Origin of the sequence: Flagellimonas lutimaris, from assembly GCF_051494225.1 — a bacterium.
Taxonomy (GTDB): domain Bacteria; phylum Bacteroidota; class Bacteroidia; order Flavobacteriales; family Flavobacteriaceae; genus Flagellimonas; species Flagellimonas lutimaris_A.
Genome location: NZ_JBNPYE010000003.1, coordinates 185,948 through 205,460, shown reverse-complemented (window position 1 = coordinate 205,460; position 19,513 = coordinate 185,948). Strand labels below are relative to the sequence as shown.

Genomic DNA, 19,513 nt, shown 5'->3' with positions numbered 1-19,513 from the left:
TATGGCAAAAATTTTGGTAATAGAGGACGAATCGGCAATTAGAAGGGTATTGGTGAAAATATTGGCCGAAGAAAATGATAGCTACAATGTAGTTGAGGCAGAGGATGGCCTAGCAGGAATTGATGCTATTAAAAAAGAAGACTTTGACCTAGTGCTCTGTGATATAAAAATGCCCAAAATGGATGGGGTAGAAGTTTTGGAAGCCGCAAAAAAAATAAAACCTGAGATTCCCTTTATCATGATTTCAGGGCACGGAGATTTGGACACCGCGGTTAACACTATGAGGTTAGGTGCGTATGACTACATCTCCAAGCCACCAGATTTAAATCGATTGCTTACTACCGTTCGCAATGCCCTTGATCGAAAGGAATTGGCAGTTGAGAACAAAGTGCTCAAGAAAAAAATTTCCAAGAACTATGAAATGGTCGGGGAAAGCAAGGAAATCGGGGCCATAAAAGAAATGATAGAAAAAGTGGCGCCGACAGATGCTCGAGTTTTAATTACGGGTTCCAATGGTACAGGAAAAGAGTTGGTGGCCCATTGGGTCCATGAAAAAAGCCCACGCTCAGCATCTCCGTTTGTTGAGGTTAACTGTGCAGCCATACCTTCAGAATTAATTGAAAGTGAGTTATTTGGACATGTTAAGGGAGCTTTTACATCTGCTGTAAAAGATAGGGCGGGTAAGTTTGAAGCCGCAAACAAAGGAACTATATTCTTGGATGAGATTGGGGATATGAGCTTGTCCGCCCAGGCCAAAGTGTTGAGGGCCCTACAAGAGAACAAAATTTCCCGTGTTGGTTCCGATAAGGATATTAAAGTGGATGTTCGCGTACTTGCCGCCACCAACAAGGATTTAAAGAAAGAAATAGAGGACGGTAAATTCCGAGAAGACCTTTATCACCGATTGGCTGTAATTTTGATTAAAGTACCGGCACTCAACGACAGACGTGATGATATCCCCTTGTTAATTGAACATTTTTCGAAAAAAATCGCATCTGAACAAGGAACAGGGCAAAAGAGCTTCTCCAAAAAAGCCATTGACCTGCTCAAAAGTTATGATTGGACAGGCAATGTTCGTGAGTTGCGCAACGTGGTGGAGCGTTTAATTATTCTGGGAAGTAACGAGGTATCCGAGGAGGATGTAAAATTATTTGCCAGCAAATAAACTAATTACAATCACCTAGTCTTTTAAGAGCTTCTTCAGCTAAGGTTTTGACCCTTTGATGATATTCTTTTTTATGTTGGGAAAGTTCGGTGTTCAACAAGGTTAAACGGGATTCTTCATAAATATTGGTGATAAAACGATGTGCATCTTTGCAGTCTACATCCGAAACTACTTTTTCCAAGGAGGATTCAAAACTCAATAAACATTGGTGCACCTGTTTTTTAACCGTTGAACCTTGTGTAAGTAACATTCCATTCTTAAAATCGAGAACATCTTTGGTATTTAGGACCAAAACATTACTTCCATAATCGCTGGATGCCTGTTGCTCAAACTCCCTTAACACATTAATACCGATTATAGTACTCTCCAAAGCCATGTGCAATGCCGTTTTGGATTTTTGTAAACCACGGGCTTTTGTGGCCGATTTTAAATGGGAAAGTGCAGTCTCCATGCTTTCTATAACTCCTTCACAACCACAATCCAGAAAGTTGCCCCTTGTTTTTTCAATACCGTTCAAAGCCTTGTATGCATGATATTTGGACATGTTCAAATTGTCGGCAACCACAGCTTCCTGTATTTTACTTTTGATATATTCCAAGTTTGAACTTGCGTATTGGCAAGCATTTGCGGGGGTGTTGAACGAAGCCATCAACCAAAGGCCAAGTAGGCCTATAGCAAAGACTATAAGTAGGATAATCTTTCTGTTTTTCATAACGCTTTTTAGATTTGGGACACTGCGTCACTGATTTTCATAAAGTTACATTTTCATTGTTTTACGGTACAAATAGATCGATTAAAGAACCATCTTAGACCATAAGTGGTAAAAGTATCGATGAACTACACTTTTTAAATCCGGGTTGAAGGAGTAATCAAAAAGAATTATATTCATTCCTATGAAAAAAATAGAAACAGAAGATTATAGGGTAGTAGATCAGATAAAACTATCTCAAAAAGACACTTATGAAGATTTTGATGCATCAAATAAAGAGCTCAAAAAAGAACTGAAATCTATTCGCAAAGATTTAGGTGATTTTCAAGATACGCTCTATGCCCATGCAAAGTATGGGGTGTTGGTCTGTTTGCAGGGGATGGACACTGCAGGCAAGGATAGTTTGATCAGGGAGGTTTTTAAGGATTTTAATGTAAGGGGAGTAGTGGTACATAGTTTTAAGGTGCCATCAACCCTGGAAAGAAAACATGACTATCTGTGGCGCCATTATATCGATTTGCCAGAAAGAGGTAAGTTCTCGGTATTTAATCGAACACATTATGAAAATGTATTGGTGACCAAAGTCCATCCGGAATATATTTTGGGGGAGAATCTTCCGAATGTGGATTCCGTGGATGATATTGATGACGATTTCTGGGAAAGACGGTATCAACAGATCAATGATTTTGAAAAACATGTTGCCGATAATGGCACTATTATTTTTAAATTTTTCCTGCATCTCTCCAAAGAAGAACAACGACAAAGGTTATTGCGACGAATTCATTTGAAAAGGAAGAATTGGAAGTTTTCGCCCGGTGATTTGGAAGAAAGAAAACTTTGGGATGAATATCAGGGCTATTATGAGGAAGCTATGAACAAAACTTCCAAAGAGCATGCACCATGGTTTGTGATTCCCGCCGACAACAAAAAAGCGGCAAGGGTGATTGTAGCCTCTATTATGATAGAAGCGTTAAAAAAGTACAAAGATATTGAGGAACCTGAGCTGGACGACGAAATAAAGGCTAATTTAGAAACCTTTAAACAAGAACTGGAAAAAGAAACTACATGAGAACAGTCCTAATTCTAACCTTTTTATTGGTCAGCACCCCATTTTTTTCACAGACCGAGGACGAAAAACAAATAAAAGCAATTTATGATGAAGCCCTTACGAATGGTAAGGCCTATGATTGGCTAAATTACTTGTCCAACCAAATTGGAGGACGCTTGTCGGGCTCTGTACAGGCACAACATGCAGTAGAGTATACCAAAGCTCAGTTGGACTCGCTAGGATTGGATAAAGTATGGTTACAGCCTGTTATGGTGCCCAAATGGGTAAGGGGAGTACCCGAATTTGCCTATTTTGAAACAAAACCGGGGCTAACAACCAACGTGCCCATTTGTGCACTTGGAGGTTCTGTGGCGACCCCTGCGGGTGGATTAAAGGCTAGTGTTGTGGAAGTTCAGGGTATCGAAGACTTGGAAAAACTGGGCCGAGAAGGAATAGAAGGAAAGATTGTTTTTTATAATCGTCCTATGGACCCAACATTGATCAATACTTTCTCAGCGTATTCGGGATGTGTGGACCAGCGGTATTCAGGTGCAGCCGAAGCGGCAAAATATGGTGCCTTGGGTACCATTGTACGCTCCATGAACCTTCGATTGGACGATTACCCGCATACAGGCTCCATGGGGTATGGCGATACTCCGGTGAATCAACGTATACCAGCGGCGGCCATTAGTACAAACGGAGCGGAATTGTTGAGTACCACCCTAAAATTAAACCCAGAGGCCAAGTTTTATTTCAAACAAAATTGCAAGCAATTAGAGGATGTACAGTCGTACAATGTGATTGGCGAAATAACGGGAAGTACCTATCCTAACGAAATTATGGTCGTAGGTGGACATTTAGATTCATGGGATCTAGGTGACGGCTCCCACGATGATGGTGCCGGATGTGTGCAAAGTATGGACGTATTGAGACTTCTAAAGGAAACAGGATACAAGCCCAAACGTACGCTACGTGTTGTATTGTTCATGAATGAGGAAAACGGAATGCGTGGTGGTAACAAATATGCAGAAGTGGCCCGAAACAGGAATGAGCAACATGTATTTGCCTTGGAAAGCGATTCTGGTGGATTTACCCCGCGAGGTTTCTCCATTGATGCATCCGCAGAAAATGTAAAGCAAATCCAAGGATGGAGAGATTTGTTCGAGCCTTATTTGATTCACATGTTTTACGAAGGAGGAAGTGGTGCCGATATTGGTCCGTTAAAGGAAGATGGTATGGTATTGGCCGGACTACGTCCCGATACACAACGCTATTTTGACCATCATCATGCCGAAAATGATACTTTTGAACACGTGAACAAACGTGAATTGGAGTTGGGAGCTGCCACTATGGCCAGTTTGGTTTATTTGATAGATAAATATGGAACTGTCCCAACCAATAAAATCAAAGGATAAATAATTGAAAATATATGCTGAGCCGTCCATTCTCTTGGTTTGGACGTTTTTTTTTGAAATAGAAATTAAGCTTTGCTTGCTTTTCTCATTCGTTTTGGACCATACCACAACCAAAAGCCGGTTATGGTAAAAATCAAAAGGGAAATGCCCATTACCGTTGTGTAAATTAGTTTAATGTACCCATCGGTTCCAAGGTATTCATCTACAATGGAACCATCGTGCACATTTTCTAAAAAATCGGATCTTCTCTGGCCTATGGAAAGTACATTGCCTGTAGCTCCATCGAGTTGTACTTCGTGATAGGAATCAACAAATAGAAACTTGACGGATCCTTTTTCCTTTCTTAGGTCGATACGGTCTACTTTAAAAGTCGCGTTTGGAACTTTGTTATGAATTGTATTCAGCGCAATGGTGTGCAAACTATCAACGGGCAACCATTTTTTTAGGTCTGCGGTGGTTCCTTTTTGTGTTTTTGGAAGAATATATCCGTTAGAGTTTTTTTTCCAGCCCAAGAAGAGTCCGGATACAGAAATAAAAAAGAAAAATATAAATAATAATGCTCCTGTGGATCTATGTACTTTTCTGAAAATGCGTAAAACTTTGGCCTGCTTCTTCCGTTTGCCCATTCCTGCCTGTTAAAAAAGCTAAAGATCAACAAAATTTATGAAAGGCTAAAGCTAAACCATATCTAGCTTTGGCGGAAAAAGGTTAAAGTAATCTTAATATTTAAAAGGATGGCTTCCCTATATTTTTACGGAATTAGGATTGTTGCACAAAGTTTAGAGCTTCATCCAATTGAGAGACATCAAAATATCGCTCTAATCGTCCCTTACTTGCCCTTTCAAAAAATAAATTATCAATTGGCACCAATGCTTTCAGAATTTTGGAATGTGCCACAATGGCAAGATGCCCCATTTTTTTATAGTTTCTGAGTGACCAAATGATGTCCTCCATAAAAGCTTTTATACTGCTATCGGAGATTTTTAGTTCATCAAGTTTAACAAGTACATTGACCGTTTTAAAACCTTTCTCTAATTTTTCGTTGAAGAACTTTTGACAGATTTTTTCATCGTTTTCCGTAAACCCATCAATTACCTCGATGGCCAAAACGTTGTTGCTGAATGTTTTGATTTGTTCTACCATGATATTTTATTTTAAATACTAATAATAGTTTTTTCTATTATTTAAACAGCGGGTAGAATTGTTGTGGCTTAGTATGTTGAACCAATCAATTTCCGGCAATAGGTGTTCCAAAAATACCAACGGCCAATTCTATCCAAACAAGAAGAAATAAAATTACAATAGCGGCAATCGCAATAATTTTTTTATTGAATGATTTTGCTTTACGAGCTACAAAATCAATAGAAAAACCCAGAGCCAATAATAATCCTCCGGCAACCAAAAAATCAAGTAAGGACCAGTTTACTTCAGATGAGAATTGCATGGCAGTAAATGGTATTAAAAGCAATACCAAAACGGATGATGGGATTATAATTTGTCGTTTGCTTATGGTCACGGGAGAGCCGTTTTAATATGCTACTAAATTAAGGCATAAACTATTGTTTTAAAAGGCTTTAACGGAAAATTAATGAAAATAATGTGGGCTTCTTTATGAGTTACTTCTTTTTAAATCTAAAATCGCATATTTCGGCACCATTGGCAATAGTGCCTTGTCTAAAAAGTTCAAGTCCTGCTAAACTGGAAGTTATCTTATCCACTTCACATAAAATAGGGGTATACCTGTCCATATTGTGCTTATGGAACAGTTTGCAAATGCCACATTCAATGATGTCGATACCATACCCAAAGCCATAAGTTTCTTCTTTATTGGTAACTATTTTGGCCCTAAACCCATCTTTGTGACCTTTTTTACTCACTTTGTTATCCATCATCTTCAAGAAAATGGTGATCAATGGGAATTTAATCAATTTGGGAGGTAATTTCTTTAACCAGGCTTGAAACTTGGTTTTTGGTCGAACATATTCCTTGGCTATGTCTGTACAAACTTCTTTTATAATGTGGAAATCAACTTGATTGGCTTCGAGCGTCTGAATTGTAGATAGGAAATAGGCCATAAGATCCAGACGTTTGTCCAAAGGATTTGTGGAGGTTTTGGCAAATCTGGTATCCTTGGAAATGGTCAAGTATGCGTTCTCCGTACCTTGGAGCAAGGCACTGTAATTTTTCGGAAACCTTTGGGAAAGTATCTTTTTAAAGTGTTTTTTGTGTTTCAAAATAGTACTGACTAATGGGTTTTGATATGATTTCCTTAAACTTCTTTATAGATGATCCTACCTTTGTCCCATCTGTATGTTCTTAGATTTATTTGATCAGCACGGTAGGGATCTATCTGTATTTATTTTAATTCAAGTTCTTCTTTCAAGGTGAAATGTTGGGCAGTTTCATCGTATCTGGATAAAACATGCTTCGCATTATCAGGAATATATGCTTTTTCATGGTCGTCGCCGGCAAACATCTTTACGGAATCTATCGAGTCGAATTGTAAAATGAGAAAAAATTCCATCTCACCTCCATTTTTCTTAGTTGAGATACTGACTTTCTCCAAGCCTTTGATGCCTTTTCTTTTTACATCAGGGAAGACTTCATTGATAAGCATATCTTCATAGATAAAAGCATTATCAAGTGTTGTCCAACCTTTCCAGGTTCGTATGATTTTATTTTTGCTATTCATAAAGTCTAATTAACGGTCTTGAGTATAAAACACAGGGTGTTTTCGAACTGTGTACTTTTCTCTAACAAGATTGGGCCCAAAGCTTGAGGAAACCATTGTTAGCTTTATATCTAGTACCCTTAGTTAGTAACAGTTTTCAATTTAATACATTGTATTCGGGTTAACTGACTCCTTAGGTATCTGTTGGATAGCGTCCCAATGTTCACAGATTTTTCCATTTTTGTCAAATCGGAAAAAGTCCATGGTTACATATTGGTCATTGTCCGGCCAAATTTGATGTGTGTGCAATGCCACTAAATCTCCTTCTGTGATGCATCTTACAAATTCAATGGATTTATGTGGATATTCGGCCTGCATTCTATTGAAATATTCAATAAAACCGTTAAGTCCATCAGCTACATTAGGGTTATGTTGAATATATTCATTTCCTACATAAAGTTCAATTGCTTTTTTAGGATTGCCTTCGTAAGCTGTTTTGTAAAAGGCTATGGCGTTCTTTTTATTTTTCTCCAAATCCATTTTTTATGTCTTTCCTGTAAGATCATTCAAATTGCAACCAACGGTCTGGGCTAAACTGCAGTTATTCCCAAACGAATTAGAGTTGAAGTTACAAATTTTTGTTTTGTACGGAATTGTTCGAAAGAAATGTATGGGGGTAGTATAGTTTAGGCTTTGTTGTACTCAGTTTTCGGTTTATATCTTGTTCCAATTGAACCAAAACCTCCTTTTGGGTCATAGTTTGTCCAAGCTTCCCCAACTGAATTTTGTTTCTTTACCCAATTCTTGATTCAGCCAGTTCTTGTATTTCTGAAGTTCTTCTTTTTCATTTTTTACTCACGCATCCACATAGCTGGCCAATTATATTCTTTGGAAATGGCTCTTGTTATTTCGTGAATCAAAGGGAAACCGTTGTCTGAATTTGTCATAATTACAGCGCCACGTCCAATATCAGCAAAAGATACCGCATAACAAACAAAACCAGCGTTTCCTCCTGTATGCCTAAAACGAAAAGCGTTTCCCTCTCCGTCTATTCCAATTCCGATTCCGCCCGCATTTGGAACTCTTGTCATCATTGTTTTTGCAGATTCTTGTTTCAATAAACCATTATCTTCTCCTCGGTATGATTTTCCCAATGCTATCATAAAAAGAGCTAAATCGGTTGGATTGCTCCAAAGTCCAGCAGCTGCTTTTTCTGGATATATATGGTAGCCGCCATCAATAACTTCTCCATTTTCATCGTACCCGTTTGCTGTCAAATTATCCAGTTTCTTTGGGAGTGGATAAACAAAAGAACTGTTATTCATTTTAACCGGTTTAAGTATTAAATTATCCAGTAGTAGAGAGAACTCTTTTTGGCTCACATCTTCCAATAACATTTGTAATACTTCCATTCCTCCACCTGAGTACAATTCTGATTCTCCCGGTTTTTGAACAACGCGTACTGGTTCCGAGTTTGTTATCTTACTTCCTTGCAAAATATCTATTAACGATGGAATTGAATCATTTTTTTTGTAACCCTGAAAACCAGAAGTACTTAATCCTGAAGTATGGCTCATTATTCTACCTGGGGTAACTTTTTCTGTTTTTGTAAAATCATTATTGGGCACGTGCCACCTTTTTAATTTTAAGTTAACATTTTCGTTGAGAGATATTTTTCCTTCTTCTATCAATTTAAACGTTGCCACGCTTGCAAAGGGTTTAGAAATAGAAGCAGCTTGAAAAATTGTATTTTCATTCACTTCAGTTCCTGCTTCTTTATTTTTTTTGCCATATCCCTTTGCCCAAAGAATTTTATTATTATCAAAAACAGCAATGCTGACCCCTGGAACATTTAACTCTTTCATTCTCGATTCGATAGTAGTTGCTAAAGAATCGCTTTTGCCATTTTGGTCTATTTTGTAAATGTTATTTTCAACTCTTTGCTGTGTATTTGTTTCAGTAAATGTTGAATGGTTGGTTATCTCTTTGTTTTTCTTTGATTGACAGGACGACAGTGTGATCAATATTATAATTAAACCAAAATTTATTTTCTTCATATTCGAGGATTGTTTTTTTAAAGACGGCATTTATTTTTGAATGTTGCAATTTCATAATCAATGCCAATGATCGAGTGCATGAAAAGTAGCGCTGGAAAAGTGAACTATCCATTTGGTCAGACTCAAGCTATTTTTTATATACAATGTAGTAAGCAGCGCTTTACGCAGGGTTATTTGGTTTTATACAATTCCGCCACTTTGTTCAAATCTGTTGAATCGTTTATTTCGTAAAAATAGTTCAACTGCCATTTTTGGGTTCGCTCTGCTTGTTTGTTTTTAGCGGTGTCCCAATTCGGATAAACTCGAAATGCTCTTTTTCCTTCTTTATTGTCCGTTGAGATTATACCTTTTTTAATCAATACAGTTTTTGGAAAAACAAATTGTCCAAACTGGGTTTCAGTTCGAACGTTCACAGCATAAAAGTCAATTGGGTCATTTTCTTCAAGAGGTCCAATTGATCCATTCCCATTCCGTTTCCAAAACGTTACAAATTGTCCAACTTTTTTAGGGGTAATTTTAGCGTTTCTGCTTATAATTTTTTGTCCGTTCAATTCAAATCGGCAAGCATCATATTCTTTACTTTCTGCTTCGAGATAAAAATCTGATATATTCAGTCCGCAATTCTCATAAATTTCCGTTTTTATTTGGTTAAGATTATTGTCCATTTTCTTTCTGCGGAGCGAAGGCCTTTATTTGTTGAATGTGAAATAAATATAGCGAATAGCTGTTGTATTGCGTGGCCATTGGAAAAAAACAAATCGAGGAAGGTATGATGCTTATGGTACTGGCCAAGCGGCCGAAGGTATTTACAATATGTTCGTGTATGATTTGTACGGCAGAGAATCCCCTAGGTTTTCGGTCGTAGCAAATTAGATGATCAAGGTGAGGAATTTAGCTTTGAGTAGATGGGGTATTACTTGTGCACACTTTTGGCAGTTGTACTTTCAATTTCATGATTTAGAAAGAAACTGGATAGAGTTGTTACTTCTTTCCAGAAAATAGAAAAATCATCAGTTCTTGTATTTATTGATGCATTTATCACTAAATCATATTCAGGAAATAATAAAAGAAAATTCATGGCTCCCTTACTAATTCCACCATGATGCACCATCCAAACCTTTTTTGTAAAAGCATCATCCTCATATTCATAATACGAACGCCAACCCAAAGCATAACGCTGAGGATTGACTTCACCATTTTCCAATTCCTGTTGTTTAAAGAATACTGACATCGTCTTTTTACTTATAAATGTACTATCGGTCAGGATGGCATTGCCCATTTTAACTAAGTCTGTAGGTGTTGAAAGCAATCCACCGCCAGCCCATTTGTAACTTAAATCTATTTTTTTATTGAAAATCCCAAAAGCCGGCCATTTTTTATAATTACTGCCTTTTGTTTTGTAAAACCTTGCAATAGAGCCTTTTTCATAAATACTATTGTCTCCAAAAGTATTTTCCATCTGTAAAGGATTTATTATTTCAGAGTTCAAAAGGGAAAGAAAATCCATATCAGTGATAGTCTCAAGATAGGCGCTTAGTAATACAAAGTCCAAGGAAGTATATTGATAATTGGTGTTAGGTTCATATTGGAGCCTAACTTTATTAAATATATTTAAACTTTCAGTCACTGATTTGTAGTTCTTGCAATTGCATAATGTTTTGTATAGCCCACCTAATTTTAAATCATTATAATCTGGAACTCCAGCTGAATGACTTAATAGTTGCCTAGGTGTGAACCCCCACTTTTTTAAAGGATAATTTTCTATTTCATCGGTAATAACTTTTTCAAGATTAATTTGTCCATTATCAAACAATTTTGCCACTAAAGTAGATGTAACGGCTTTTGAAGTACTTCCGATTCGATAAATTGAATTTGGATTTGCTTCTATTTTATTCTCCATATCTTGATATCCGACTGCTTCCGACCAAATTATTTTGCCTTTTAAACCAACCGCAATTGAAAACGAAGGAACATTAATTTTTTTTGGAATTGTTAGGAGATATTCCTGTGCTCTAGTAATTTGCTCTTGGTATGCCTTATCATGTATTTCCGTATTTCTTGGCAAATTATTTAACTCGGACATACTTTTCCAAGTTGAGCAAGAATGAACAATCCAAACGAGACAAATTGCAAGTAGTATTATAATAAAACGCTTCATCATTTTATGTTTTAGGGCCATTGGGAAAAACAGCTCGAAAAGTTATGCCGGTTACGGTACTGGCCGAGTGGCCGCAGGCATTTTTAACAACGGTAAGCTTAAAAAATGTAAGCACTTTCGAAACACTTATATTTCGGTCCACTGCCCCTCATTTCATTACTCACCTTTTTGTTTAAGCACTTAAACCATAATTTTTTATATACCATATTAGCATACATTTTTCTTTCCTTTTAAAGTCCGAGCTTATCCATTTTATCTTTTTCATATCGGCTATCTTCCGCAGGATATCTTAAAGATTGTTGGTATCTACCGGATTGTTTGGCTAATGAATAGATTAAACTTTCCCCAGCAAATTTGGAATTGGGTAACTCTTTAAATACTCTGTCGTTATAGGCTTTATCGGCATCAACAACATTCCAACCCTCTTGTTTGAATCGTTGAATAAGGTCGTCTAAAAACAATGCTGATGTTAAGTTGTGATGGAGCAATATAACATGATTTATGCGCCTTTTATTTACTTCGTAAGAAAGCTTTTCGTAGTAGTTTGCTCTCTCCATAAGATGTTGTACATAAAAGTCCTTAAACTTTTCGATTTTACTATTTTCGAAGCCTACTTTTTTGATTTTGCGAACTAAACGTTGGTTTATATACCAATCTGATGCATCGATTGTCACATAACCGTTCTGATAACCGTTCTCGGCAAGTATGTTCCTTATGCTGTCGACCTTTGATTTATTTTGCCCCTCTTTTAAATAGGGAAAGCGAAACAATTTTAAGTGATTTTCAAATTTTAAAATGATTGAATCTGTTTTTTTTAGTTCCTTTTCAAAAAGATCTGCATTGTTCTTTTCGGAATTAAAGTTTGGGTGTGTAAAGGAATGATTTGCTATTTTGTGGCCTTTGTTGTTCCAGCTTTCAAGCAAAAATTGACCTTGTTTATCAAGCTTATTTTTTCCAGTAACAAAAAATACGGCTTTCAAACCTTCCTTTTCAAGATGTGATAATATCATTTGATTCCACTCCTTGAATTTGAAACCTGCTATATCGGAGGTAGAGCCGTCATCGAAAGTGAAACTTACTGTTGGTTTGTTAGTTTCAGTTTTCCTTGGCATGACCAATTCTTTTTCAGCTTTGGTTGAATTTGAATCTTTACGCCCAATAAAACTATGGACCAATAAAAAAACAATTGAAAGAAATAGTTTCATACACGTTTAGTTAATATTCATTACAAATTTTATATCTGAGTCTATAAATCCAAGGGAATTATAAAATAAAGAGGTCTCTATTCTATTTTTATTAGAACTTACCTCCAATGGGATACATTGTACTTTTTTATGACCTTGATTAAATGCTTAACCAAATTGCCCCCGATTTTATTTTTTCTGTCTTGTTCAAGAACAAATAATTACTGAATTTAGGCAACAACGCCATTATGGTTTAGTAGTAGATTTACGTGTGGTTATCCATCCATTAGGAATGTATAATTCGGCGTGAATCCAAAGTATAAAAACCCATCGAACCGGCTATGAATTTAAATTTTGTTGTACACTGGACTTTGTTCAATTAATCCTTCAAAAATTAAGTATTCAACTGATATCTGTTTTGAATTTTCCATTTATTTCTTCTGACTTGAATCGTATGTATATTCATTTAGTGTTCCGTTTGTAAGAATACTTACACAATCAGCTACATGACCAAAACAGATGTACAAATAGCTTTCGGTCGGTACTGTTGGTTTATTTGGATAATTTGTCCTTAATTAAGCCAACTTATTAGCGTATCCATCGCTAAATTCAGGTTGTCTTCCCAGTTCCCTTCCCATTGAATTTGCCGATTCAAAAGATGATTTTTCAACACCCAATTTGTTCGTGGTATTTACCGGTTTATTTAGTTCTGGTATATTGGCTGTTTTGCAACCTACCAAAGTCAGTAATGCTAAGTTTAATAATAGGACGAAAGTTTGTTTCACAATTATTTACAATGGCCATGGAGCCGCAGGGATTTCCCCCAATGTTTAGTGTATAGTAGGTATCCCGCAGGGTATGCACTATTGTGGTGTCGTTTTTATTATTTTTTTGCTTAACTGTTCGGCAAATTGAGGTTCGCAATAGACTTCATGTCCTTTATTTGATAAGAACTCATACTCAAGATTCATATTTTCAAACCATTCTACTGTTGGTTTATAGTCATCATTTTCTCCAAAGTAAAGCTTTAAATTTCCTTCAGGTGTTTCCGTTTCATTTCTAAGTCTTGTGGATGATACCCAAACTAATGAATTAATATTATCGCTTTTAAGTCCGAAATTCCAAGCAATTGTACCACCAATGCTGAATGCTAGAATGTTCACCTTATGTTTTTCACGCTCTATTAGTTTGTCAACCGCTATTTCTATTCCACCACTAATAAATTGTTTGTGTAAGTTTTCCTGATTGTAATTTGATATATCAATTTGTCCAAGTTCGCAACTATCATAAAACTCAATATTAAATTTTGACTTTAAAATTCGAGTATAATTAATTAACCACTCAGATTTTTCTCTTCCCCACAAATCTGAAATTATTATTAATCGTTCTTTCATAAACGGTCTCCTTTACTTTGAATTCATAACTTGATTCAGGGAAAGAGGAGAACTAAAACGGTCTCTAAGTTAACGCCTTACTAAAAATGGAACGAACCAGAAGAAGATCCGCAGGATTTCCGAGTAGGCTAGAACCAAGCAATTATTTTTACACGGTGTTGTACTGACTTTTGTTCAATCGTTCCATTAAATGTTTTAGATTCACTATAAACTGTTGCTTTTAAAAATTTTCTACTCAATAAAACAGCTTACTTCCCCAATTTTTTTCCGAACAAGTTTTGGTACAAAAACTTTTTCACGAGCATATCCTACAGGAAACAACATGAAAGCCCTCTCGTTTGATGGTCTCCCCAATATTTTCGCTAAAAAATTCATAGGGCTTGGTGTGTGCGTCAAGGTAACCAAACCTGCATTTTGAACGGCAGATATGAACATACCGCAAGCTATACCGACGGATTCGTTTACATAGTAATTATTGTGTTTGCTACCGTCCTTGTCAAATTCATAGATTTTTTTGAACGCAACAACAATCCAAGGAGCATCTTCTATAAACGGTTTGTGCATATCTGTTCCTAAATGGGCCAGGTCTTTTTTCCAGCGTTCACTCATACGACTTTCATAACCTAATTTTTCTTCTACTTCGGCTGCTTTCCTTATTTTTGACTTCAATTCTTGGTTAGAAACAGCACAAAAAGTCCAAGGTTGCTTGTGCGCTCCAGAAGGTGCTGTTGATGCGGACAATATTAAGTTTTCTATAATCTCTTTAGGCACAGGTCTATTAGAAAACTCTCTAACAGAGCGACGGTTATTCAACCAATTGTAATATGCCTTGCTGCGGCTTATCATTTCTTCTTCAGGATAAGTTGCAGGGGTATATGCTATATGTTCAAATCCTTTAACTATTGTTGTTTCTTTTTTATTCATGGTTCCAATTATTTGGGTCGTCACTATTGTTAGGAGAGAGACCAATTATATCTCCTTTGGTATCTACTCCTAAACCAACAACCGTTCTGTTAACGTAATTAAAATAACTTGCTACTTGATTAATTTCTAATATTTCTCCATCAGAAAATCCATGTTCTCTTAATTGTTCAATATTATCCTGCGTTATAGTTTTATGGTTCAGGGTCAATTCTTTTGCATATTGACAGCCAGCGAGGTATTTGTCTTTAAAAACTATTTCTAAATTATCATCAATTACAGCCTGCTTAAACTTTTCGGATTCGTCATCATTATCAAAAAGCCTTTTAAAACCAGAAAAATGATGTTCAAAACAGTAATCACAGTTATTAAGGTAACTAACATACACCCCTATCGCTTCTAGGTACCATTTTGGCAAAGTGTTGTTGGAATTGTGTAAAACATTTTTATAAAGGGTCATATGACCAACTAAAGAATGTGGTCGTAAACTATGGATCAATAGAATATTATCAACATTGTTATTTGGTCCCTTTACACGGTCATATATTTTTTTTAACTGGGATCCAGCTTCTTCGTAATTAATTATTTTAATCCAACTCATTTTGTTTTTATTACAGGCAACGGCAACGCGGCTATGGCGAGTAGTGTTGGGAGCTTGCTCGCATAAGCTACCGGAAGCCATTGGACGCTGATTCGCAATGGCCGCATGTGTTAGAAAAGTTGCATCTTTTCTTTCTGCGGTGCGAAGGTCTTTGTTTGTTAAATGTGGAATAAATATAGCGAATAAGCTGTCTGCGTTATTGTGCGTTCGCTTTTATATTTTATTAATTGCCTGGGCTAATCAGTAACTATTTTTGATGACTGTCTCGCTGCCAATTGCCATAAATTTTTATTTTTTATCCAGACATTGGTGAATCTCCTCGGTATCCATTCCTCAGTGTTAGGGTTCATATTAGAAGGCTGTTGTAGCTCTTTACCCATTACAATCGCAATATCTTGATTGAATGTTATATTTTCAATAATTCGTTTAACTGCGGGAAATTTATGTCCACTTTTCATAAGCGCTACAATATCTTTGGGAGTAACAATTTTTCCATTTGGATTGTTTACTACGTAGTTTTCCGACCATATTTCTAGTAATGAGGTTGTGTCTCCCTTATCGAGCAATTCCGTCCAATGTTTTTCTAGTTTTCTGATTTCTATTTCATCACTTGATTGTCCAAAAGCAAGCGTAGTAATGAGAGTACAATTCACTAAGAAGAGACATACTGTTTTCATAATTTAAATATTGAGGGGTTAAATTTCTTATTCTTGAGTTTTTTACTAAATGACACACAACGGCCACACGGCTATGGAGTTTAGCATTGCAAGCTTGCTCGCAAAAGCTTTAGGGAACTATTATAAGCTGATTCGCTATAACCGCCAATTAGGAAAAGTGCACTTTTTTTCCCTCGGCGCGAGGCCACTGAATGGTTAAACAGTGATAAATATAGCGAATAAGTCGTCTTATTGCGTGGCCTTTGGGGGGAAATAGCTCGAGGAGAGGTACTGCTTGCGGTACTGGCCGAGCGGCCGCAGGCATTTTTCCCAACGATTGTTCAACTAAAATAGTGGTTTTTCTTTTTTAAAACCTAAGTGACCAAAGTTAACCTGACTATTTTCTATTTTCTTTCTGCTTCGGCCACAGAGTTTTTACTATACTGGCACTTAAACACATCTAGTCCCAACTTTTAACCTTAAGCATAAACCCGTATCTTTGCAGCCTTTGGAAAAACCCAAGGATTTAGTTTTATAATAATCTATTAATCAACATACAATGCAAGACGGAATCTACGCAAAATTCAATACTACCAAAGGGAATATACTGGTAACACTTACCTATGATAAAACCCCGGGAACGGTGGGCAACTTTGTTGCGCTGGCCGAGGGTGACATGGAAAATAGTGTAAAACCACAAGGAAAACCATATTACGATGGGTTAAAATTCCACAGGGTAATCGCCGATTTTATGATCCAAGGAGGGTGCCCAACAGGTACCGGAACCGGAGACCCAGGCTATAAGTTCGACGATGAGTTCCACCCCGATTTGGTACACGACGGCCCCGGAGTGTTGTCCATGGCCAATGCCGGACCTGGAACCAACGGAAGCCAGTTTTTTATTACACACGTAGCCACACCTTGGTTGGATAACAAGCATACCGTATTTGGCCGTGTGATAGAAGGACAAGATATTGTGGATGCCATTGCCCAAGGCGATGCCATCGAAACTTTGGAAATTGTTAGAGTAGGGGATGAGGCCAAAAATTGGAACGCCATAGAAGCTTTCCGCACGTTCGAAGGTGCAAGGGAAAAGCGAATTGCCGAACAAAAAGCTGAGGCTGAGGCCGAAATGGAAAAATTGGCCGCTGGTTTTGATAAGACGGACAGCGGATTGCGTTATAAAATCATCCAAAAAGGAAGTGGTGCCAAAGCTGAAAAAGGGAAGACCGTTTCCGTACATTATGAAGGTGCATTGGCCAACGGACAAGTTTTTGACTCCTCCTATAAAAGAAATCAACCTATTGATTTTGCGTTGGGCGTTGGACAAGTAATCCCAGGATGGGATGAAGGGATAGCTCTATTGCAAGTGGGCGATAAGGCCCGTTTTGTAATTCCATCGCACTTAGCTTATGGAAGTACAGGGGCAGGAGGGGTAATTCCTCCGAACGCAACATTGGTTTTTGATGTGGAATTGATGAACGTGAAATAATCAAATCCACGAAAAGAATATAAAAGCTTCCAGTAATGGGAGCTTTTTTTATTTGGCCCTGTTTACACTCAAGAGCAGTAAACAAAGATTAAGGGCAAGCAAAACAAGTAGTATGCTAAAAAAAGTAGTCATGGTAGTGTGTTTATTACGTAACAATCCAACGATTAAAAACCCTACCTATTGCCCTGTGACTTTTTAAATTACTTTTTGGAACTGTTGACACTCCATACCAACAGCAAGGCATTAACAATCATAAGGAACGAAAGTACTCCGAAAAAGGTGTTCATTTATAGTAGTTTAATGGTTATGGGGAACGGTATTTATTATGTAGATAGTAAAAAGTAAATTGGTTGCGTATGACTCCCCAAAAAAAATGAACAAAAAAAAAGCCCGAGCAACGCTCGGGCCTTATCTATAAAAAGGTATTCTTTAACTTAGTCTGTAACTTGTACATTAACGGCGTTTAATCCTTTTTTACCTTGTTGTAGTTCGAATTCTACAACGTCACCTTCTCTAATTTCATCGATTAAACCGGAAATGTGTACGAAGTGATCTGTGTTTGAACCATCTTCAGTGATAAATCCGTAACCTTTAGAATCATTGAAGAATTTTACTGTTCCTTTACTCATAATATAAATTGAAATAATAATTAATTGAACTGCAAAGGTACATTTAATTTATTGATAATCAGTTTTTTTATTTTAAAATAAAAAAATTAAGCTGTTGGATCTGGGGTTAAACGTAGGTATGGCTTTACCTCTTCTACCCCTTTCGTAAAGATTCCTTTGGCCTCTTCCGTTGGTATTGATGGACTTACCACAACTTTTTCTCCACGCTCCCAGTTGGCCGGTGTGGCCACTTTGTGGTCGGCTGTTAGCTGCAAAGAATCCACTACGCGCAATAATTCATAAAAATTACGCCCGGTCGAAGCAGGATACGTTAAGGTTAGCTTGATTTTCTTGTCTGGATCAATAATAAATACAGATCGTACCGTTAGGGTATCGTCCGCATTAGGGTGAATCATATCGTAAAGGTCGGAAACCTTTCTTTCCACATCCGCAATAATGGGGAAATTTACCTCGGTGTTTTGAGTTTCGTTAATATCCTTGATCCATTCTAAATGAGATGCGGCCCCATCAACACTGAGTGCCATCATTTTTACGTTTCTTTTGTCGAACTCATCCTTGAACTTGGCCGCTGTACCCAACTCGGTCGTACAAACAGGAGTAAAATCAGCAGGGTGAGAGAATAAGATTCCCCAGCTATCACCAAGGTATTCATAAAAATTGAGTGTTCCTTCGGAAGTAACCGCTGTAAAATCCGGGGCGGTATCTCCCAATCTTAATGTTGCCATATATTTTAGATTTTTAGATTTAAAAAAAGTACTCTACAAAATTACTAGATTATTTGGTTGTCAGATTTAAAATCAGTTAAAAGTGTATTAAAATATATTTTTTTGATGAGGTACAATCTCTGGCAAAGTTTCTATTTTTAGTGGATGGAAAAAGAGACTTTGGAACAACTGCGCTACCCGATAGGAAAATTTAATATGCCTGAATCCATTACCGAGAATGATTTAAAGCAATGGATTACCGTTTTAGAAAATTTGCCGCAACGTTTGAGCGATTTGGTAACCCCGCTCACGGAACAACAATTGGAGACCCCTTATCGCCCGGAGGGGTGGACGGTGAGGCAATTGGTCCATCATATTTCGGATAGTCACCACAATAGCTACATTCGGTTTAAATGGGCCTTGACCGAGGACACACCAACCATAAAGGCTTATGATGAAAAAGCGTGGGCGGAATTGTTTGATACACGCACTGCACCCATTCAAATGTCGTTGAATCACTTAAGTGCCATTCATGCTAAGTTGGTTTATTTGTTGAAAGGGCTGTCGTCGGATGATCTAAAGCGAACTTTTATCCATCCCGATGGGAACCAAGAATCTACTTTGGAAGAAAATATAGGCCGTTATGCTTGGCACAGCAACCACCATTATGCACACATCCAAAACTTGATTAAACGCAAGGGCTGGTAAT

22 protein-coding genes are annotated in these 19,513 nt (G+C 37.2%); 5 read left to right on the top strand and 17 right to left on the bottom strand.

From position 1 onward, the window contains the following. Position 1: 1 nt before the first annotated feature. The gene (locus tag ACQQ5U_RS09245) at positions 2-1,165 is read left to right on the top strand and encodes a sigma-54-dependent transcriptional regulator (RefSeq protein ID WP_437396960.1); all 1,164 of its coding nucleotides are present in this window, start codon (positions 2-4) and stop codon (positions 1,163-1,165) included. A gap of 1 nt (position 1,166) precedes the next feature. Here the strand turns inward: ACQQ5U_RS09245 and ACQQ5U_RS09240 are convergent, their stop codons facing one another. Then, on the bottom strand, positions 1,167-1,877 hold the full coding sequence (locus ACQQ5U_RS09240; RefSeq protein ID WP_437396958.1) for a hypothetical protein: 711 nt from the start codon (positions 1,875-1,877) through the stop codon (positions 1,167-1,169). Positions 1,878-2,058: 181 nt separating this feature from the next. On the opposite strand from ACQQ5U_RS09240, the gene ACQQ5U_RS09235 reads away from it, so the two are divergent. Together ACQQ5U_RS09235 and ACQQ5U_RS09230 are read left to right on the top strand one after the other, a co-directional pair. Beyond that, positions 2,059-2,943 (top strand): PPK2 family polyphosphate kinase, encoded by an 885-nt coding sequence (locus tag ACQQ5U_RS09235; RefSeq protein ID WP_437396957.1) that lies wholly within the window; start codon positions 2,059-2,061, stop codon positions 2,941-2,943. Beyond that, the gene (locus ACQQ5U_RS09230; protein ID WP_437396955.1) at positions 2,940-4,337 is read left to right on the top strand and encodes a M20/M25/M40 family metallo-hydrolase; all 1,398 of its coding nucleotides are present in this window, start codon (positions 2,940-2,942) and stop codon (positions 4,335-4,337) included. Before ACQQ5U_RS09235 ends, ACQQ5U_RS09230 begins: the two co-directional genes overlap by 4 nt. 65 nt (positions 4,338-4,402) lie before the next feature. Here ACQQ5U_RS09230 and ACQQ5U_RS09225 read toward each other — a convergent pair whose 3' ends face one another. From ACQQ5U_RS09225 to ACQQ5U_RS09160, 14 genes are all read right to left on the bottom strand, one after another. Beyond that, positions 4,403-4,963, bottom strand: a complete 561-nt coding sequence (locus ACQQ5U_RS09225; RefSeq protein WP_437396954.1) for a PepSY domain-containing protein — start codon at positions 4,961-4,963, stop codon at positions 4,403-4,405. A gap of 133 nt (positions 4,964-5,096) precedes the next feature. After that, entirely contained in the window at positions 5,097-5,480 is a 384-nt protein-coding gene (locus tag ACQQ5U_RS09220) for an STAS/SEC14 domain-containing protein (RefSeq protein WP_437396953.1), read from the bottom strand. Positions 5,481-5,565: 85 nt separating this feature from the next. Next, on the bottom strand, positions 5,566-5,811 hold the full coding sequence (locus tag ACQQ5U_RS09215; protein ID WP_437396951.1) for a hypothetical protein: 246 nt from the start codon (positions 5,809-5,811) through the stop codon (positions 5,566-5,568). Between the two features lie 142 nt (positions 5,812-5,953). Beyond that, positions 5,954-6,571: an L-2-amino-thiazoline-4-carboxylic acid hydrolase gene (locus tag ACQQ5U_RS09210; RefSeq protein ID WP_437396949.1), complete on the bottom strand. Its 618-nt coding sequence runs from the start codon at positions 6,569-6,571 to the stop codon at positions 5,954-5,956. A 122-nt stretch (positions 6,572-6,693) separates the two neighbouring features. After that, complete coding sequence (locus ACQQ5U_RS09205; RefSeq protein ID WP_437396947.1) at positions 6,694-7,029, bottom strand: antibiotic biosynthesis monooxygenase; 336 nt, start codon at positions 7,027-7,029, stop codon at positions 6,694-6,696. 141 nt (positions 7,030-7,170) lie between these two features. Continuing rightward, complete coding sequence (locus ACQQ5U_RS09200) at positions 7,171-7,548, bottom strand: nuclear transport factor 2 family protein (protein ID WP_437396946.1); 378 nt, start codon at positions 7,546-7,548, stop codon at positions 7,171-7,173. A gap of 311 nt (positions 7,549-7,859) precedes the next feature. Continuing rightward, positions 7,860-9,065: a serine hydrolase domain-containing protein gene (locus ACQQ5U_RS09195; protein WP_437396945.1), complete on the bottom strand. Its 1,206-nt coding sequence runs from the start codon at positions 9,063-9,065 to the stop codon at positions 7,860-7,862. A gap of 170 nt (positions 9,066-9,235) precedes the next feature. Then, positions 9,236-9,730 carry a MepB family protein gene (locus ACQQ5U_RS09190; protein WP_437396943.1) on the bottom strand — a complete coding sequence of 165 codons (495 nt, stop codon included), beginning with the start codon at positions 9,728-9,730 and terminating at the stop codon, positions 9,236-9,238. A gap of 248 nt (positions 9,731-9,978) precedes the next feature. Further along, positions 9,979-11,148, bottom strand: coding sequence for a serine hydrolase domain-containing protein (locus ACQQ5U_RS09185; RefSeq protein ID WP_437396941.1), 1,170 nt, complete (start codon positions 11,146-11,148; stop codon positions 9,979-9,981). Positions 11,149-11,453: 305 nt separating this feature from the next. Then, on the bottom strand, positions 11,454-12,428 hold the full coding sequence (locus ACQQ5U_RS09180) for a polysaccharide deacetylase family protein (RefSeq protein WP_437396939.1): 975 nt from the start codon (positions 12,426-12,428) through the stop codon (positions 11,454-11,456). A gap of 842 nt (positions 12,429-13,270) precedes the next feature. Then, complete coding sequence (locus ACQQ5U_RS09175) at positions 13,271-13,801, bottom strand: alpha/beta hydrolase (protein ID WP_437396937.1); 531 nt, start codon at positions 13,799-13,801, stop codon at positions 13,271-13,273. Positions 13,802-14,032: 231 nt separating this feature from the next. Then, positions 14,033-14,725: a nitroreductase family protein gene (locus ACQQ5U_RS09170; RefSeq protein ID WP_437396936.1), complete on the bottom strand. Its 693-nt coding sequence runs from the start codon at positions 14,723-14,725 to the stop codon at positions 14,033-14,035. Continuing rightward, entirely contained in the window at positions 14,718-15,404 is a 687-nt protein-coding gene (locus ACQQ5U_RS09165; RefSeq protein WP_437396934.1) for a carboxymuconolactone decarboxylase family protein, read from the bottom strand. Before ACQQ5U_RS09165 ends, ACQQ5U_RS09170 begins: the two co-directional genes overlap by 8 nt. A 155-nt stretch (positions 15,405-15,559) precedes the next feature. Further along, positions 15,560-16,000: a nuclear transport factor 2 family protein gene (locus ACQQ5U_RS09160; RefSeq protein ID WP_437396932.1), complete on the bottom strand. Its 441-nt coding sequence runs from the start codon at positions 15,998-16,000 to the stop codon at positions 15,560-15,562. Between the two features lie 538 nt (positions 16,001-16,538). Here ACQQ5U_RS09160 and ACQQ5U_RS09155 point away from each other — a divergent pair. Next, positions 16,539-17,471 (top strand): peptidylprolyl isomerase, encoded by a 933-nt coding sequence (locus tag ACQQ5U_RS09155; RefSeq protein WP_437396930.1) that lies wholly within the window; start codon positions 16,539-16,541, stop codon positions 17,469-17,471. 434 nt (positions 17,472-17,905) lie between these two features. On the opposite strand, the gene ACQQ5U_RS09150 is transcribed toward ACQQ5U_RS09155, so the two are convergent. Together ACQQ5U_RS09150 and ACQQ5U_RS09145 are read right to left on the bottom strand one after the other, a co-directional pair. Further along, a complete protein-coding gene (locus ACQQ5U_RS09150) occupies positions 17,906-18,100 on the bottom strand; it encodes a cold-shock protein (protein ID WP_100815987.1) in 195 nt (64 codons plus the stop codon). Between the two features lie 86 nt (positions 18,101-18,186). Then, entirely contained in the window at positions 18,187-18,825 is a 639-nt protein-coding gene (locus tag ACQQ5U_RS09145) for a peroxiredoxin (RefSeq protein ID WP_437396928.1), read from the bottom strand. A gap of 144 nt (positions 18,826-18,969) precedes the next feature. Between ACQQ5U_RS09145 and ACQQ5U_RS09140 the strand changes: the two genes are divergently transcribed. Continuing rightward, positions 18,970-19,512 carry a YfiT family bacillithiol transferase gene (locus ACQQ5U_RS09140; protein WP_437396926.1) on the top strand — a complete coding sequence of 181 codons (543 nt, stop codon included), beginning with the start codon at positions 18,970-18,972 and terminating at the stop codon, positions 19,510-19,512. The last annotated feature ends 1 nt before the right edge of the window (position 19,513 follow it).

Excerpts from the sequence above, each read along its gene's own strand:
- ACQQ5U_RS09245 (WP_437396960.1), top strand. The coding sequence starts at position 2 with ATGGCAAAAATTTTGGTAATAGAGGACGAATCGGCAATTAGAAGGGTA.
- ACQQ5U_RS09240 (WP_437396958.1), bottom strand. The coding sequence starts at position 1,877 with ATGAAAAACAGAAAGATTATCCTACTTATAGTCTTTGCTATAGGCCTA.
- ACQQ5U_RS09235 (WP_437396957.1), top strand. The coding sequence starts at position 2,059 with ATGAAAAAAATAGAAACAGAAGATTATAGGGTAGTAGATCAGATAAAA.
- ACQQ5U_RS09230 (WP_437396955.1), top strand. The coding sequence starts at position 2,940 with ATGAGAACAGTCCTAATTCTAACCTTTTTATTGGTCAGCACCCCATTT.
- ACQQ5U_RS09225 (WP_437396954.1), bottom strand. The coding sequence starts at position 4,963 with ATGGGCAAACGGAAGAAGCAGGCCAAAGTTTTACGCATTTTCAGAAAA.
- ACQQ5U_RS09220 (WP_437396953.1), bottom strand. The coding sequence starts at position 5,480 with ATGGTAGAACAAATCAAAACATTCAGCAACAACGTTTTGGCCATCGAG.
- ACQQ5U_RS09205 (WP_437396947.1), bottom strand. The coding sequence starts at position 7,029 with ATGAATAGCAAAAATAAAATCATACGAACCTGGAAAGGTTGGACAACA.
- ACQQ5U_RS09200 (WP_437396946.1), bottom strand. The coding sequence starts at position 7,548 with ATGGATTTGGAGAAAAATAAAAAGAACGCCATAGCCTTTTACAAAACA.
- ACQQ5U_RS09195 (WP_437396945.1), bottom strand. The coding sequence starts at position 9,065 with ATGAAGAAAATAAATTTTGGTTTAATTATAATATTGATCACACTGTCG.
- ACQQ5U_RS09190 (WP_437396943.1), bottom strand. The coding sequence starts at position 9,730 with ATGGACAATAATCTTAACCAAATAAAAACGGAAATTTATGAGAATTGC.
- ACQQ5U_RS09185 (WP_437396941.1), bottom strand. The coding sequence starts at position 11,148 with ATGTCCGAGTTAAATAATTTGCCAAGAAATACGGAAATACATGATAAG.
- ACQQ5U_RS09180 (WP_437396939.1), bottom strand. The coding sequence starts at position 12,428 with ATGAAACTATTTCTTTCAATTGTTTTTTTATTGGTCCATAGTTTTATT.
- ACQQ5U_RS09175 (WP_437396937.1), bottom strand. The coding sequence starts at position 13,801 with ATGAAAGAACGATTAATAATAATTTCAGATTTGTGGGGAAGAGAAAAA.
- ACQQ5U_RS09170 (WP_437396936.1), bottom strand. The coding sequence starts at position 14,725 with ATGAATAAAAAAGAAACAACAATAGTTAAAGGATTTGAACATATAGCA.
- ACQQ5U_RS09165 (WP_437396934.1), bottom strand. The coding sequence starts at position 15,404 with ATGGCTTCCGGTAGCTTATGCGAGCAAGCTCCCAACACTACTCGCCAT.
- ACQQ5U_RS09160 (WP_437396932.1), bottom strand. The coding sequence starts at position 16,000 with ATGAAAACAGTATGTCTCTTCTTAGTGAATTGTACTCTCATTACTACG.
- ACQQ5U_RS09155 (WP_437396930.1), top strand. The coding sequence starts at position 16,539 with ATGCAAGACGGAATCTACGCAAAATTCAATACTACCAAAGGGAATATA.
- ACQQ5U_RS09150 (WP_100815987.1), bottom strand. The coding sequence starts at position 18,100 with ATGAGTAAAGGAACAGTAAAATTCTTCAATGATTCTAAAGGTTACGGA.
- ACQQ5U_RS09145 (WP_437396928.1), bottom strand. The coding sequence starts at position 18,825 with ATGGCAACATTAAGATTGGGAGATACCGCCCCGGATTTTACAGCGGTT.
- ACQQ5U_RS09140 (WP_437396926.1), top strand. The coding sequence starts at position 18,970 with ATGGAAAAAGAGACTTTGGAACAACTGCGCTACCCGATAGGAAAATTT.